The sequence below is a fragment of the Halorientalis sp. LT38 genome, assembly GCF_037031225.1.
Lineage (GTDB): Archaea > Halobacteriota > Halobacteria > Halobacteriales > Haloarculaceae > Halorientalis > Halorientalis halophila.
Genome location: NZ_JAYEZN010000002.1, coordinates 1 through 13,961 on the forward strand (window position 1 = coordinate 1; position 13,961 = coordinate 13,961).

Below are 13,961 nucleotides of genomic sequence, written 5' to 3' on the forward strand. Positions count from 1 at the left end.
ACGGACGACGGGACCGACGGTTCCACGGACGACGGGACCGACGGTTCCACGGACGACGGAACCGACGGTTCCACGGACGACGGAACCGATGGGTCGAGCGGGTCCGGCGGTATTCTGGTGATCGACGGATCGGACACGCCCGAGGACATCGCCAGGTACGACTTCACCGTGTCCGGCGACGTCGAGCGTGACGAGAGCCGGTCGGAGGTCTACGACAGCGGTCTGCCCTGGGACCTGATGGAAGACCGGGTCCTCGAGAGTCGCGTGGTCGGGATCGTCGGGAACGGCACGGACGCCTACCGGTTCACCGGACAGCTGACGGACATCTCGGTGGTCGGACAGGCCGACTTCACCGTCATCGGCGAGTAACACGGACTCCAGCCCGCGTCGTGTGCCGGATCTGCGCCGGTCACTGCGCGCTCGCGGGCTGTGGATCCGACTCGTAGACGTCGAGGAGGTTCCTGGTGAGGCGCTCCCAGGTGTAGTCCGACGCACAGGCTTCGCGGTTCCTGCGAGCCATGGCTTCGGTGCGTTCGGGGTCGCGGATCAGCGTCGCGAGCGCCGAGACCAGCGCCTCCTCGTCGCCGGGCTCGACGAGGAGGCCGTTGTCCTCGTCGATCACCTCCGGAATCGCGCCGACGGCGGTCGAGACGATGGCGTTCCCGCTCGCCATCCCCTCGAGCATGGCGATCGGGAGCCCCTCCGCGTAGGTCGGGAGGACGAACACGGACCCCTTCGCCAGGAGCTCGCGTTTTCGCTCCTCGGAGACGTACCCGTGATAGGTGACGTAGTCACGGTCCGCGACGAACGCCTGCACCTCCGCTGCGAGCGGGCCGTCCCCCGCGATGTCGACCCGGAACGGTCGTTCGACCGTGCGTTCGAGTTCGTCGAGCGCGTCGAGGAGTTCCGAGACGCCCTTCCGCGGGACCAGGTTCGAGACGAAGACGAGCCGCACGGGATCGGCCGTGAACTGCGGGTCGTAGGCGTCGAGCGTGATCGCGTTCGGCACGACGTGGATGTCGGCCTCCGTGACGTGTTTCGAGACGACCTCGCGCCAGGAGTCCGAGAGGACGATGACGTCGTCGACGGCCCCAAAGACCGCTCGCTGTAACAGCGAGACGAGTACCGAATCGGTCTCGAGGAACTCGTCGAAGGTCGAGCCGTGAACGTGGAGGATCACCTTCGAGCCCCAGACGTACTTCGCGAAGAGGACGAAGAAGGCGGATCTGTAGAACGAGAACCGGATCGCGGTGTGGACGTGGACGACCTCCGGCGGATCCTGGAACGGAAAGAGCGCGAGCACTCGCAGCGTCCGGAACAGCCCCCGAAGGATCCGGGCGAGTCCGCTCCCGGGGGGCGTCGAGTACCGCTCGTGAACCCGTACGGGCACGTGGTCGCGGAGGTGCTCTCGTTGCTTGTCGATGAACTGGGCCATCCCACCCGTGCCGGTCGGCCCGACGATCAAGACGCCGTCTGTGATCATTGACGTACCACCATAGGACGACGTATCGGGATCGGACCGATAGTAATAGACCTTCTAAGTGTGGGACTGCGTCTCGTACGAGACCGGTAGTCGAAGCCAGTCGCGTCCGGCGGGCCGGCTCCGGATCGGGCGGTCAGGCTCGCTCGGCCACACTCTGTCTCTCGTCCACGAGGAACTCCTCGTAGAACTGGCCCGGAGACCCGACCCACGCGCCCCGTTCGAGCGCGCCTTCGACGAGTTGCCGATACAGACGCCGGTATCCCGGAAAGTCGCGGTCGCAGAAGTAGCGCGGATGGAACAGCGCCGTCATCACGGCCCGTTCGGCGGCGGCGGTGTCCAGCAGGGACTCACAGACCGCCCACGCGCGGGCGAACTCCTCGCCGGGGTCGGGGAGGTGTTGCTCCATCAGGGTCAGCGGGAACACCACGAACTCGTCGTCGAACGGTCTGACGACGTCGTAGCCGAACTGGAACCCACACTCCGTCCTCGAGCCGAGCGACGCGTCGTACTCGAGCCCGATGGCCTCGTGATGGCGCCACGTGTCCGGAATCTCCAGGTTCAGGTAGTGCTGTCGACCGCCCCTGATCTCGCCGTCGACGACCGATTCGATGCGCGATTTCTCACGCTGCAATCGCTCGCGATCGTCCGGCGTGTGAAACGAGCCGTGCAGGCCGACCTCCCAGCCGTCCCCCTCGAGTCGACGGAGGACGGTGGCGAGCTCCGGGTCCCGGACGTCGTACCGACCGAGCGCCTGCACGAGCGCGTCGAAGTCGAGGAGGTCGGTCGGCGAGTGGTTCCACACCGGCGGTTCGCTCAGGAAGTAAAACGCCGAACGCACGCCCAGGTCCGCCTCCAGGTCCGTGATCGTCTCGAACTGCCAGTAGGGGTTCCGGCCGGGCAGCAGGTCGAGCAGGTGGCTCGGTGCTCGCTCCGTCACCGCGTAGAACAGCGACTGGTAGGTCTTGTACGGTCTATCGACGTCGTGGGTGAGACAGAGCGCGAACGGGTAGTCGGTGTTCTCGACGACGGTCATTCAACGTGACACCCTGGCCGTCCGCGGTTCGCTTCCGTCGACGCCGGTTTCGAGCGCCGACACGATCCGTGCGGCAGCGTTGCCGTCCCCGTACGGGTCCGGTTTCGTCGTGGTGTCGAACACCCGACCGAGATTGCGCTCGATCGCGCCGCTGTCCGAACCGACGAGGACGTTCCAGCCGCAGGCGACCGTCTCCTCCCACTCGGTCTCCTCGCGGAGCGTCACGCAGGGGGTGTCCAGGTAGAAGGCCTCCTTCTGGACGCCACCGGAGTCGGTCGCGACGCGCTCTGCCCCGTCGACGAGCCGGAGGAAGTCCAGGTAGCCGACCGGATCGATCAGCTCGATCGGGCCCGGCAGGTCCCCGAGCAGTCCCGCGTCGTCGAGCGCCTGCTCGGTCCGGGGATGCGCCGGGAAGACGACCGGGAGCCGCGACTCGGCGAGTCCGGCGAGGATCTCGACCAGCCGGTCCGGGTCGTCGGTGTTCGTCGCGCGGTGGACCGTCGCGAGGACGTACTCCCCGTCGTCGTATCCGAGCCGGTCCAGCACGGACGAGCGCTCGCGCGCTCGCTCCCGGACGGCAAGCAGCGAATCGTACATCACGTCGCCGGTGACGTGGACGCCGTCCGTGATGCCCTCGGCGGCGAGCCTGTCCGCCGCGCGCGTCGACGGCGCGAACAGCAGGTCCGAGCAGTGATCGGTCAGGACGCGGTTCGTCTCTTCGGGCATCGACCAGTTGTCGCTGCGGAGGCCCGCCTCGACGTGGGCGACGAGCGGCTCGCGTTTCGCGCCGGCGAGGGCGGCGGCCAGCGTGGAGTTCGTGTCGCCGTAGACGAGTACGACGTCCGGCGATTCGTCTGCGACGACGCCGTCGAGTTCGGCGAGCATCGCTGCGGTCTGTTCCCCGTGAGTCCCCGAGCCGACGCCGAGGTTCGCGTCCGGTTCGGGGATGGGGAGCTCCTCGAAGAACACGTCGCTGAGTTCGTGGTCGTAGTGCTGTCCCGTGTGGACGAGCACCTCCTCGTGTGCGCCCGAGAGCGCGTCGGAGACGGGGAACGCTTTCACGAACTGCGGGCGAGCGCCGACGACGGAGAGGACCTTCATCTGGAGCCCCTCCGCGAACCGTCGACACACCGAACTACCGCCGTCCTGCGCACAGTACCACCACGAGGGACCCGAGCGAGAGTCGCCAACATACTACGATCGACCGAACGGTCGCCGTTGTGTCCCTTTGTTATGGATTACGTGCCGGACGACTCCGTGTATCAGACCGCGGCTAACGGGCCGCGAGGCGGGACGAGTGGCGGCCGACAGATTCGTCTCGGCGAGCGCTGGCGCCGAGGCCGGCCGAACGACGACGCGGCGAGTCCTCGTTCCCGCGGCGGACGCTGGAGGGGAGGGATCCCGAACCGGTAACCACACTATAACGAAACGGATCGAACTCGCAGCTACGCGATACGGAACGGCGCCGGAGACGTCCGTGCCTGGAGACAAACAGACAATGAGCGTGGAAATCAGGGAAGCGACACAGACGGATCGGTCGGAGTGGAACGGGTACGTCGAGCAGTCGCCGTGGGCCGGGCTCTTTCACCGCCGGGAGGTGATCGACGCGCTCGCCCGGCACACCGACGCGACCCCCACCCTCCTGGTGGGGTTCAAGGGGCAGGAACCGGTCGGGATCTTCCCGGTGTTCGAGCTGCGGAAGGGACCGGTCTCGGCCGCGGTGTCGCCGCCACCGGACGTCCGAGTCCCCTATCTCGGGCCCGCCCCGCTGAACGTCGACGGGATGAAACAGCGCAAGGCCGAGCGTCGCCAGCGCCGCTTTCTCGAGGGCTGTCTCGACTGGATCGACGAGATGCTCGATCCGGCGTACGTCCACCTGCGACTACACCACGGATATCCCGACCTGCGTCCGCTGACCTGGGAGGCGTTCGACGTCGACCCCGCCTACACCTACCTCGTCGACCTCTCGGTCGGGCGCGAGGACCTGCTCGACTCCTTCAGCCGCGACGCCCGGACCAACATCCGGGACGGCCGGGAGAACGACGACGTGACCGTCGAGGAGGGCGGCCGCGGCGACGTCCCCTTCGTCATGGATCGTGTCCGGCGGCGGTACGAGCGCCAGGACGTCGACTTCGGGCTCCCGACCGCGCTGGTCACGGACCTCTACGAGTCCCTGCCCGAGGGGGCGATCCGCCCCTACGTCTGTCGCGTGGACGGCCGCCGGGTCGGCGGCATCCTGGCCTGCGAGCTCGGGGACACCATTTCTCGGTGGCAGGGCGGGGTCAAGACCGACCTCGAGGTCGACGCGTCGATCAACGACCTGCTCGACTGGCGGGTGATGGCCGACGCCGTGGACCGCGGCCTGACGACCTACGACCTCGTCGGCGCCAACAACCAGCGAATCAACGACTACAAGGCGAAGTTCAATCCGGAACTCCAGCAGTTCTACAGCGTCGAACGCGGGTCGACGGTGATGACCCTCGCGACAGGCCTCTACCAGCGCCTCCGGGGGACCACCGGCAGCCTCTCGCCGGTGAAGTAGCGCGGGGCGTCAGCCCGTCGCGGCGACGTCCGCCACCGCGTCGACCAGTTTCTCGTACAGTTCGTCGGCCTGCTCGTCGTCGTAGTCGGTGTGGTACTCCTTCGCCACCCCGCGCTTGGCGAGGTTGACGTGCCGGTCCGGCGTGACGCCGTGGTCGTCGAGGCACTCGCGCGCACATTCGAGGGGACAGCCGTCGATCACGACCGTCGGCCGCCCGGACGTGGCGGCGTCGACGAGCGGTCCCACGTCGCCACCGACGCCGGCGATACAGGACATCTCCGCCACCTGCTCCCGGTCGAGCCTGACCGCGAGGTCGTTCGCCATCTGCGCCGCGCTCGAACACCCCGAACAGGAGTAGACGAGCGGCAGGTCGTCGTACGCGTCCGTCATCGAGAGACGGGTGATCCGGGGTCGCCCAAAGCCTTGCCCCGAACGCCGTTCGCCACGGACCCGGTCGCGGCCAGTCGTGGGACCGCTACTTCTTCGGCAGGGTCGCGACGAACTCCTCGGGGCCGACCCGGTCGACCACGTAGTTCTCGGCGTCGAACGACTCCACCTCGGCCGCCATCTGGTGGTACAGCGGCGTCGGCTCGTGATCGTTGACGATGGTCAACGCTTCGCCCGAGTCCAGGTCCTCGAAGGCCTGGAAGATCTTCGGGTGGCGCTCGGGCGGCGGGATCTCGCGGATGTCGAGTCGTGTTCCTGTCATTCCGACCAGACCTTCCGGCGGGACGACGAAGGCCGTTGTTCCGAAGGTGTTCCCCTCGCCTCCTCGCGACGGCTCAGGAGGATTCGACGGCGTCGAACAGTTCCTCGTAGTCGGGTTCGTTCGTCGGGTCGTCGGCGACCCAGCGGTAGACGACCGTCCCGTCCTCGTCGAGGACGAAGACGGCCCGGTTGGCGATGCCGTACAGCCCCAGGTCCGGGATGTCCATCTCCAGGTCGTAGGCCCGGATGGCGTCGCCGCCCATGTCGCTCACGAGGTCGAACTCGATGCCGTGCTCGTCGCGGAACGCGCCCTGGGAGAACGCCGAATCGGCGCTGACGCCGAGCAGCGTCGCCCCCCGCTCCTCGAACTCGGCGCGTCGGTCCTCGAGGGCGACCATCTCGTTGGTGCAGGGCGGCGTGAACGCCCCCGGGAAGAAGGCGAGCACGACCGGGCCGTCGCCGAGTCGGTCAGACAGGTCGAACGATTCGTGATCGCTGGTGCCGAGCGTCGCGGTGAACGTCGGCGCGGTGTCTCCGTTCTCGGGCATCACTCCAAGTGGGACCGCCAGCCGCATAAATTCGGTCACGAACGCGGTCCCCTGCCGGGTCGCGTCCCCGGTCACCCCCGCGGCGGGTCCGTGAGCGCCGGGTCCCGCGCCGAGGGCGTGAGCGACTTCAGGTCGAACTCGGACTTGCCGCAGAACCGCTCGGCCAGCGACGCGAGCGCGCCCGTCCGGAGCACGTCGGCGACGTTGTGGGCGAGCAGCGGTTCGAACTCCCCGGCCTCGAAGGCCGCGACGGCCTCGCCGCTGTCGTCGAAGGGATCGGCCGCCGTCAAGCCGTTTCCCACGAGGGTATCGTAGGCAGTCACCAGGTCGTTCCGGTCCTCGCCGTCGGCGGTCGTGTTGAACCGCTTGCGGATCAGCGGCAGCACGTCGGCGTACGGGACGTCGTCGAAGGGCCACTGCAGTCCCAGCAGCGCGTATCGCGTCCGGAGGAAGGGGAGGTCGAACCCGCCGTTGAACCGCTCGCCGTTGTAGGCAACGAGGAGATACTCCCGGGGAGCGACGGCCTCTCCGAGGAACGCGGCGACCGCTTCGAGCAGTGCCCGCTCGTCGGGGTGGACTCGCACCTGGACCGCCGTCTCGAAGGTCTCGCTCAGCCGGGATTCGAGTCGGTCCGCGTCGGCCGGGTGCCCGTCCGCGTTCAGAAAGACCCGACAGCCGAGCGGTAGCGAGAACCCGACGACGCTCACGGCCGCGTCGGTCTCGAACCCGCTCGTCTCGATGTCGAACGGGACGTGCGTCAGGCGCGTCCCCATCGTGACCACCCTTCGTTCACGCTCGCCGCCCGGTTCCCCCGACTCGTCTCGGTCGGTGTTCGATCCCCCCGAACCGTCCGGGACGAGACGCGGTCCGCTCCGCTCGCGCGTTCTGGAACGCCTCGTCCGGGGTCGCTGTCACCCATACTCGACCGTCGACCCGACGGCAGTTAACGCGTGCCGGGCCGTTTCCGGATTTCCGGACCGGCCCGCGAGCCGCGACGGCCGTGGCCCACCGCCTCGGCCCCCGACCGTCGGACGATCGTCTGTTACCATCTCTCACGGAACTGGAAACCGACCGACGACGACGGTTATTCGCCAATTTACGCTCCGATATAATGTGAAAGAAGCGTCAGACACCTATCTAATTCCTCTCAGAAACAATTAACTCCCTCGCTGAGAGAATACCAAGAGCAATCGTGTCGACCCCCGAAAACACCGTGGACGCGACCGAGGCGCCCCTCACACTGCCGTGTGATCACAGCTTCGCGTATTCGACGCTCTCGGACTCGGTCGCCTTCACCATCGAGAACATCGGGTCGACCGCGGACGGTGCGATGTACATGGAGATCGCCTTCTCCTGTCCGCGCTGTGAGTCACCGGTGAAAGTCGAACTCCTCGAGTCGGTCGTCCAGTCGATGGCGTAACCCGGCCGGTGTCGTCACAGTCGCGGCCGTCTTCTCGCCTCGCCAGTCACTCCCAGTCTCCGGCCTGGATCTCTTCGGCGGCGGTCCGCGCGCGCTCGACGTACTCGTCGACGAACGCGTCAAGGCCGACGATCAGCGCCTCGCGCCGGACCTGTCGCTCGACCTCCGCGTGGACGTCGCGGCAGAGCCGCTCCATCCGGTCCTGTGCCGCGTTGTGGCGCCGCTTGGCCGCCTCGTCCCCGAGCCGGTAGTTGCGGAGGCCCCGTTCCTCGAAGGCGACCTCGATGCGCCGGGCGGCCTCGCGATAGATCCCCGCGATGCGGTTCCACGGGGCCGTCCCCGCGAGGCTGCGGTCGCGGAATTCGGGGTCCTGGACGATCCGGCGCGCGAACGCGTCGATGGTCTCGGGCGTCGCGGTGTCGAAGAAGAAGTAGCGTTCGAGGACGTAGTCGGGGCCGGTCACCACGACGTAGTCCCGCCCGCCGATCGGTCCCGTGGGGTCGAGGCCTCGCTCGACGTGGGCACCGTCGTCGTGGAACGACGAGACGACGTACCGCTCCGCGTCCGTCTCGGGAGCGACGCCCCGTGACGACCGCGTCGGTGCCCACTCGCCCGCCATGCTATCGCTCGAACTCGTCGGAGCTGACGCCCGGGACCTCGTCGACCTGCTCGGCGAACTCCGCCGCCGAGAGGTCACCGATCGCCTCGAGCCCCAGCCGGATCATGACGGGGTAGAAGTGGCGGGTCACCGCCATGTCGCCGCCGTACTCCCGCTGGACCGCCTCCGCCATCTGGGCCCTGGTCGCCTCCAGCGCTCCGTCCAGTTCGGCCGGGACGTAGAAGTTGCGGTGCTCCCACTCCTTCTGCACGTGCTCGACCCGCGGGGTCCCGCCGCTGTCGTTCGCGGCGCCGTCGCTGCCCGACCCCGGGGGTCGGTCCTGCACCTTCGAGACCGCGTTCTCGCCCGCCCGTCGCGAAGGAGAGTGTTCGCTCATGGCGCGATCACTCCCGCGCGAGTTCGGGGCGGACGCGGCCGGGTTTCCTGACCAGTGTGATTGGACGGCATGGTTCTGTGGGTCTAACCCTATCTGGGCTCCCCCTGCAAAAAGATGCGTCAGACAGCTGACTCCCTCCTGTCCGCCGATTTGCAGTGGAAATCGGCGACGGGACGGCGGTGGCCCGTAAGACAATCCCACCGGCGTGAGACGGCGTCGGCGTCGTGCGGGCGACTCGACCGGCGGGGCGGCGTCAGTGGTAGAAGGGCGTCACCTCGATCGTCCCGTCGCCCTGGACCTCGACGAAACACTCCTCGTAGGAGAAGACCACGTAGAGCCCGTCGCTCGCGCTGTTTTCCACGAGTTCCTCGATCGACTCGACGTCGACCGTCTCGTACAGCGGTTCGTGATCCGTCACGTCGCCCCCGGCGGCAGACTCGATGGCTTCCGACAGCGTCACGTGGAACGGCTCGTTGCCGTTCCAGGCGTGTTTCAGCGCCGGCTCGCTCTGCCCGGTTGTGGCCGTTCCGTCGGTCGTATCTCGCGTTGTGTCGTGCATAGTTGAACTGGTGCCCTCTCGATCGCTCCGCTCGATCGCGGCGTCGTGACTGACTTCCACGGCGCGGCGGTGCGTGGTCCCGTCCGCCTCGCGACGACGCGCCCCGTCTCCATCCAGAATGACCAGTCCAATGAATGTTTTTCTGCAAACACGATACGTTCGGCGAAAACGGATACAATAATTTTCCCGACAGCAACTAACCAGCAGACGAAGGAGGATTACGAGAGAACTGATCGTAATCAAGACATCACCGATCACAGGCATATCGTCGCCGACACGCGCACGGATGTATTACAGGCCGCTGGCGTCCGGGTCCCGTCCCGGTAAATGGCCCGCCCAGCGTCTGTTATACACGTCGCCGTCCCCGTATTTCACAGTACAGTTGACACGAACCGGGCGGTCGACCCGGTCCCGACCGTCGCCGGTCAGCGCTCGATGGCTTCGTAGGTGCGGTTCGGGCCGTTCCCGGCGCTCCGGACGAGGTCGTAGTCGTCCAGCTTCCGGAGGTAGGTGCGGACGGTGCGTTCCGTCTTGGGCTCGGGCACGCGGGACTCGTAGCGCTCGTATATCTCCCGGGGCGGGAGCTCGTCGGCCTCGGCCAGGACGTCGAACACCGCCCGCTGGTCGTCGGTGAGCTTCTTCAGGTTGCGTTCGTGGAGCTCCTCGCGCGCCGTCGGGATCGCCGCGCTCACGTCGGCCGGGCGGATCTCGGCCGCGCCCTCGTGGTCGGCGTTGCGCGCGGCCGAGCGGAGGATGCCGATCGCGTCGCGCGCGTTACCCGCCGCGGCGTCGGCGATTCGCTCGACCTGGGCCGTCGATATCGCGCCCGGGGCCAGGCCCCACTCGATGCGGTCCTCGAGCAGGGAGACCAGTTCTGCCTGGGTGTACCGGTCGAAGGAGATGGTCACGCTGCTCCGGAGCCGGGACTGCAGCCGCTCGTCGAGCGACGCGGTGACCTCCCGCTTGCGGTTGGCGATGAGCACCATCGTGATGTGGGGCATCGGGTAGAGCTTCCGCAGGACGCCCTTGTCCTCGAGCTGGTCGACCTCGTCGAGGACGAGCAGGTAGGGGCTGTCGACGGCCTCGATCCGGGAGACCATCTCGTCGAGCGGGGTCGACCGGTGGACGTCGTAGGAGGTCCCGACGCCCTCGAGGATCTTGTACAGAACGCGAAACCGGTTGGAGTGTTGCCAGCAGTCGATGTAGTGGCTCTCGACGTCGAGCACCTGCTCCTGGAGTTTGTCGACGGTGTAGCGCGCGATACAGGTCTTGCCGGCGCCCGACGGTCCCACGAGGAAGGTGTCCTGGGGCCGATCGTCATCGAGCACCGGCTCCAGGGCCTTGGACATCTGGTTGACCTCCTCGTGGCGGTGGACGATCTCCTTCGGCAGGAAGTCGTCCTGTAACACCCGCGCGTTCTGTATCACGGTGGTCATGTTCGATGTCGCCGAGGTAATAGCTACCCGGGGCGTTTCCGGAAATTCCGGATTTCATAGTTCACCCGACCGTCACGTCGCGCGCCCGGCCAGCCGACGGGTGCGTGCGTCGTGGTTGCCGGATCCGTCCCGAGTAGCCAGTTCTGTGAAAGCACGGTGATAGATCCACTTCACGGTTCCGTTTCCGGGAGCGGCCGCGCGAGAACGGAGCGGGCGAGCGAACGGCGCGGCGAGTCAGTCCTCGCGGACCCAGGCGAACCGCGGGTGGAGCCAGTGCCAGTACCCGCCCTCGCACTCCGCCACCCAGCGCTCGACGTCGGGTCGCGAGGTCACGTCCCGGACGTCGTCCTCCGCCAGGTCGTCCACGCCGCCCTCGTCGAACGGGACCGAGACCACCTTCCGGAGGATCGTCTCGTGGAATATCGCCCGGGTCCCACGCCGTCGGACGCCGACCAGCCGATACTGGGCCGTGTCCTTCGCGAGGAGCGCCTCCGCGGCCGCCGCCGGGTCGGCGAAGTCGTCCGCGCCGTCTATCGCCGCCGCCAGGTCCTCCCGGACCCGGATCTCGAACGGTCGTTGCGACATAGTTGCAGTTTGGTCGAGTATCTCTCACACGGTCGTCGCAGGCGGTAAAACTACCGACCGTTCGGCCGGGCGAGTCGAGTCGAAACTATGGCAGATCAGTTATGAAATTATTCATATCAATACGTGCGGCGTCGGTCCCGAAACCCGGTGTCAGACACGGGTCGGACCCTCGTCGAGCGAGTGACGGATTCGATACCCGTTTTCCGGAAATCGACCGCGTTTATAATCGAAGCCGGGCACTGTCGGTGACGACGACCGTCCGAGGGCGCTCGGATTCGGCGGTCGAACCGACGGCCTATCCGGTCATAATTAGGACGTATCCTAATGACAGGACAATTTTAATTCGACTGGGGCTATTCGGTTGCACCGCTAGGGAAACTTGGGTCCAGAAGGACGGGTTGGTGGAACAGCACGTCCTTCGTCGGGTACCTGTAAAAGCGTTTCCCAGCGCCAGCGGCGCCACCGTCGGTCGATCCGACGGGCCGCCGAGACAGGATACAACGATGACCGATACACGCACGCGGGCGACGGAGGAGGCCGACCCACCGCAGGAACGCGACCCCACGGCCGGGGGTGAAACCGGTGGGTAAAGTCTCGAGCCGCGACCCCGCCGACGAGTGGGAAGTCACGACGCCGGAGTGGAACGGCGACGTCGAGGTCCAGCTGCGCGACGACGAGATCGCCGTCGTCGTGCCGGACGACGCGCCGTATACGTCTGATGACGTCGTAATAACCGACGGACGGGAGCACGACGAGACGCTCTTTCCCGCGGACGCCGCGTGGCCGCTGGTCGTCCCGAGCGTCGCCGGGCTGGTCGCGCTCGCGGCCGACTGGCTGGACCCGCTGGCCGGGTTCGGCACGGCCGGGTGGGTCCTCACGGTCGGCCTCTACTGGCTGTACACGCTGGTCGGGGTCCTCGGCACGCTGGCGCTGTACGAGCGCGCGTCGGCCGCCCCGGACGAGGGGCTGGCCTCGAACCCGTGGCCGTACATCGTGGGCGGCGGCCTCGGGTTCACCGCGATCCAGGTCCTCCTCCGGGACCTCCCGGCGACGTGGCAGGCGGTCGCCGGCTCGCTCGCCGGCGCGTTCCTCTTCGGCTGCGTGGTCGCCGCCTCGATCACCGGCCCGCTCTACCTCTTCGTCTCCGCCCGAACGAGCGCCCCCGCCGCGACCTGACGGGGCGCGTTTTCAGAGCAGCAGGAGGGCCACGACCGCGAGTCCGAGCAGCACCAGCGCCGCGTACAGCAGTCGGTTCGATTCCCGCTCGGGCTCGGCCTCCCCCAGCGGATCGCGAGTCCCCGACCCCGATTGCGAACCGGTGACGTCGGCGAGCCGGTGGCGCAGCGAGTGGGTCGCCCGGGCGCCGCGACTGTGCAGCACCCCGAACAGGTACACCATCATGTCGCCCAGTTCCAGGAGCAGGTTGTCCCGCTCGGCCACGTCGGACTGCGCCCGTGATCGAGATGTCCCGTTCGAGCGCGTGTCATCGGCGCTCGACGCCGACGCCTGCGAACCGGAGCTCTCGGTCCCGGCCGATCCGGCGTCGTTCGACGAGTCCTCGGCGGCGTCGGCGTCGCCGTCCGAATCCGCCTCGTCCGGTTCCGTCGACTCGGACTCCGCGTCCGCTTCGGCGTCCGCGTCCGAAGCAGGCTCTGGTTCCGGCTCCGATTCCGGCTTTTCGTCGGTCTCGCTCTCCGCCTCCGCGGCCGCCTCGTCCGGGTCCGCGTTCAGCGTCCCGGCGGCGTTCAGGCGCTCGACCAGCGCGGAGTCGACGGGTCTGAGGTCGGGGACCGCCGCGTCCGAGAAGTCCGGAGTCTGCCCGACGTCGACGGTCTCGCGCATCCGGAACTTCACCCGCCGGACCTGCTCGTCCCAGTCGGTCATGAGGATGGCCTCGCCGTTCTCCAGTTTCTCGACCGCCTTCGCCGCGTCGGCGTCGATGATCCGGCTGACGACGTCCGTGTCGTTGTTCCAGGTCAGCCGGTGCCAGACGAGCCAGTTGCACTGGGTGATGTAGTCCTTGTCGACCGCGGCCGGGCGCTGGGAGATGGCACAGATCCCGAGCCCGCGCTTGCGGCCCCGCTTTGCCACCTGTAACAGCCGCTCGCTGAGGCCGTCGATCCCGCCCGACTGCGGGAGGTACTCGTGAGCCTCCTCGACGAGCAGCAGGAAGGGCTTCTTGTGCGTTTTTTCCCGGACGAACAGCTCGCGGACGACCCGCTCGAGGATGTCGTGAACCTCCGACTCGTCGATGTAGCCGGAGACGTCCAATACTACGGGGACGTTCTCCTCGAGGGCCATCGTCGCGAGCATCTCGGCGTGTTCGACACCGACTTTGGCGTCGCAGGTGTCGTCGGCGCCGACGTGGAGGACCTCGTATTGCTCCTTGAGGCCGTAGTACTCCCCGTCGGTGTCGACGATGAGGAAGCTCAGGTCGTGTTCGAGCAGTTCCTCGGCGATGACGCTCGCGGTGACGGACTTGCCCGAGCCGGACTTGCCGGTGATGAAGCCCCGGCCGGTCAGGAGCTCGATCACTGGGAGGGTCCCACCGTCGACCGTGACGGTGATGTGCTCGGGCGGATCGCTCATTGCCCGTGGTTGCGTGTGAGCCAGTATATGCCTTCTGTCCGATACGACCGCCGACGGCCGGGT

The 13,961-nt window shown here is 67.4% G+C and carries 16 protein-coding genes and 1 pseudogene; 4 read left to right on the top strand and 13 right to left on the bottom strand.

The genetic code is table 11. The features are described 5' to 3' along the window. Positions 1 to 369, top strand: a pseudogene (locus U5918_RS17980) (hypothetical protein); the annotation flags it as partial. Between the two features lie 40 nt (positions 370 to 409). Here U5918_RS17980 and U5918_RS17985 read toward each other — a convergent pair. The 3 genes from U5918_RS17985 to wecB form a co-directional block, all read right to left on the bottom strand. Next, the gene (locus tag U5918_RS17985; RefSeq protein WP_336003372.1) at positions 410 to 1,483 is read right to left on the bottom strand and encodes a glycosyltransferase family 4 protein; all 1,074 of its coding nucleotides are present in this window, start codon (positions 1,481 to 1,483) and stop codon (positions 410 to 412) included. Between the two features lie 133 nt (positions 1,484 to 1,616). Then, complete coding sequence (locus tag U5918_RS17990; protein WP_336003374.1) at positions 1,617 to 2,516, bottom strand: polysaccharide deacetylase family protein; 900 nt, start codon at positions 2,514 to 2,516, stop codon at positions 1,617 to 1,619. Next, positions 2,517 to 3,617, bottom strand: a complete 1,101-nt coding sequence (gene wecB / locus U5918_RS17995; RefSeq protein ID WP_336003536.1) for a non-hydrolyzing UDP-N-acetylglucosamine 2-epimerase — start codon at positions 3,615 to 3,617, stop codon at positions 2,517 to 2,519. It abuts the gene before it with no gap. A 397-nt stretch (positions 3,618 to 4,014) separates the two neighbouring features. Between wecB and U5918_RS18000 the strand changes: the two genes are divergently transcribed. Beyond that, complete coding sequence (locus tag U5918_RS18000) at positions 4,015 to 5,058, top strand: GNAT family N-acetyltransferase (RefSeq protein WP_336003375.1); 1,044 nt, start codon at positions 4,015 to 4,017, stop codon at positions 5,056 to 5,058. Positions 5,059 to 5,067: 9 nt separating this feature from the next. On the opposite strand, the gene U5918_RS18005 is transcribed toward U5918_RS18000, so the two are convergent. The 4 genes from U5918_RS18005 to U5918_RS18020 form a co-directional block, all read right to left on the bottom strand. Then, positions 5,068 to 5,448 carry a putative zinc-binding protein gene (locus tag U5918_RS18005; protein ID WP_336003376.1) on the bottom strand — a complete coding sequence of 127 codons (381 nt, stop codon included), beginning with the start codon at positions 5,446 to 5,448 and terminating at the stop codon, positions 5,068 to 5,070. An 85-nt stretch (positions 5,449 to 5,533) separates the two neighbouring features. Then, positions 5,534 to 5,767, bottom strand: coding sequence for a DUF2249 domain-containing protein (locus U5918_RS18010; RefSeq protein ID WP_336003377.1), 234 nt, complete (start codon positions 5,765 to 5,767; stop codon positions 5,534 to 5,536). 73 nt (positions 5,768 to 5,840) lie between these two features. Continuing rightward, entirely contained in the window at positions 5,841 to 6,314 is a 474-nt protein-coding gene (locus U5918_RS18015) for a redoxin domain-containing protein (protein WP_336003379.1), read from the bottom strand. Between the two features lie 71 nt (positions 6,315 to 6,385). Then, entirely contained in the window at positions 6,386 to 7,087 is a 702-nt protein-coding gene (locus U5918_RS18020) for a hypothetical protein (protein WP_336003381.1), read from the bottom strand. A 419-nt stretch (positions 7,088 to 7,506) separates the two neighbouring features. On the opposite strand from U5918_RS18020, the gene U5918_RS18025 reads away from it, so the two are divergent. After that, positions 7,507 to 7,734, top strand: coding sequence for an RING finger protein (locus U5918_RS18025; protein ID WP_336003382.1), 228 nt, complete (start codon positions 7,507 to 7,509; stop codon positions 7,732 to 7,734). 46 nt (positions 7,735 to 7,780) lie between these two features. Here U5918_RS18025 and U5918_RS18030 read toward each other — a convergent pair whose 3' ends face one another. The 5 genes from U5918_RS18030 to U5918_RS18050 all read right to left on the bottom strand — a co-directional run bounded on the left by U5918_RS18030 (position 7,781) and on the right by U5918_RS18050 (position 11,309). Continuing rightward, on the bottom strand, positions 7,781 to 8,353 hold the full coding sequence (locus tag U5918_RS18030; protein ID WP_336003383.1) for a hypothetical protein: 573 nt from the start codon (positions 8,351 to 8,353) through the stop codon (positions 7,781 to 7,783). Between the two features lies 1 nt (position 8,354). Continuing rightward, positions 8,355 to 8,729 carry a DUF8160 family protein gene (locus tag U5918_RS18035; RefSeq protein WP_336003384.1) on the bottom strand — a complete coding sequence of 125 codons (375 nt, stop codon included), beginning with the start codon at positions 8,727 to 8,729 and terminating at the stop codon, positions 8,355 to 8,357. Between the two features lie 253 nt (positions 8,730 to 8,982). Then, positions 8,983 to 9,288, bottom strand: coding sequence for a HalOD1 output domain-containing protein (locus tag U5918_RS18040; protein WP_336003385.1), 306 nt, complete (start codon positions 9,286 to 9,288; stop codon positions 8,983 to 8,985). Between the two features lie 425 nt (positions 9,289 to 9,713). Next, the gene (locus U5918_RS18045) at positions 9,714 to 10,724 is read right to left on the bottom strand and encodes a Cdc6/Cdc18 family protein (RefSeq protein WP_336003387.1); all 1,011 of its coding nucleotides are present in this window, start codon (positions 10,722 to 10,724) and stop codon (positions 9,714 to 9,716) included. A gap of 234 nt (positions 10,725 to 10,958) precedes the next feature. Further along, positions 10,959 to 11,309, bottom strand: a complete 351-nt coding sequence (locus tag U5918_RS18050) for a hypothetical protein (protein ID WP_336003389.1) — start codon at positions 11,307 to 11,309, stop codon at positions 10,959 to 10,961. A 582-nt stretch (positions 11,310 to 11,891) separates the two neighbouring features. Between U5918_RS18050 and U5918_RS18055 the strand changes: the two genes are divergently transcribed. After that, the gene (locus U5918_RS18055; protein ID WP_336003390.1) at positions 11,892 to 12,485 is read left to right on the top strand and encodes a hypothetical protein; all 594 of its coding nucleotides are present in this window, start codon (positions 11,892 to 11,894) and stop codon (positions 12,483 to 12,485) included. A gap of 12 nt (positions 12,486 to 12,497) precedes the next feature. Here U5918_RS18055 and U5918_RS18060 read toward each other — a convergent pair whose 3' ends face one another. Then, entirely contained in the window at positions 12,498 to 13,898 is a 1,401-nt protein-coding gene (locus U5918_RS18060) for an ATP-binding protein (RefSeq protein WP_336003392.1), read from the bottom strand. Between the last annotated feature and the right edge of the window lie 63 nt (positions 13,899 to 13,961).

Bases quoted from the DNA above. Each gene is read 5' to 3' on its own strand.
- U5918_RS18040 (WP_336003385.1), bottom strand. From the start codon at position 9,288: ATGCACGACACAACGCGAGATACGACCGACGGAACGGCCACAACCGGG.
- U5918_RS18030 (WP_336003383.1), bottom strand. From the start codon at position 8,353: ATGGCGGGCGAGTGGGCACCGACGCGGTCGTCACGGGGCGTCGCTCCC.
- U5918_RS18050 (WP_336003389.1), bottom strand. From the start codon at position 11,309: ATGTCGCAACGACCGTTCGAGATCCGGGTCCGGGAGGACCTGGCGGCG.
- U5918_RS17985 (WP_336003372.1), bottom strand. From the start codon at position 1,483: ATGATCACAGACGGCGTCTTGATCGTCGGGCCGACCGGCACGGGTGGG.
- U5918_RS18060 (WP_336003392.1), bottom strand. From the start codon at position 13,898: ATGAGCGATCCGCCCGAGCACATCACCGTCACGGTCGACGGTGGGACC.
- U5918_RS18005 (WP_336003376.1), bottom strand. From the start codon at position 5,448: ATGACGGACGCGTACGACGACCTGCCGCTCGTCTACTCCTGTTCGGGG.
- U5918_RS18000 (WP_336003375.1), top strand. From the start codon at position 4,015: ATGAGCGTGGAAATCAGGGAAGCGACACAGACGGATCGGTCGGAGTGG.
- U5918_RS18020 (WP_336003381.1), bottom strand. From the start codon at position 7,087: ATGGGGACGCGCCTGACGCACGTCCCGTTCGACATCGAGACGAGCGGG.
- U5918_RS18035 (WP_336003384.1), bottom strand. From the start codon at position 8,729: ATGAGCGAACACTCTCCTTCGCGACGGGCGGGCGAGAACGCGGTCTCG.
- U5918_RS18015 (WP_336003379.1), bottom strand. From the start codon at position 6,314: ATGCCCGAGAACGGAGACACCGCGCCGACGTTCACCGCGACGCTCGGC.
- U5918_RS18010 (WP_336003377.1), bottom strand. From the start codon at position 5,767: ATGACAGGAACACGACTCGACATCCGCGAGATCCCGCCGCCCGAGCGC.
- U5918_RS17990 (WP_336003374.1), bottom strand. From the start codon at position 2,516: ATGACCGTCGTCGAGAACACCGACTACCCGTTCGCGCTCTGTCTCACC.
- wecB (WP_336003536.1), bottom strand. From the start codon at position 3,617: ATGAAGGTCCTCTCCGTCGTCGGCGCTCGCCCGCAGTTCGTGAAAGCG.
- U5918_RS18045 (WP_336003387.1), bottom strand. From the start codon at position 10,724: ATGACCACCGTGATACAGAACGCGCGGGTGTTACAGGACGACTTCCTG.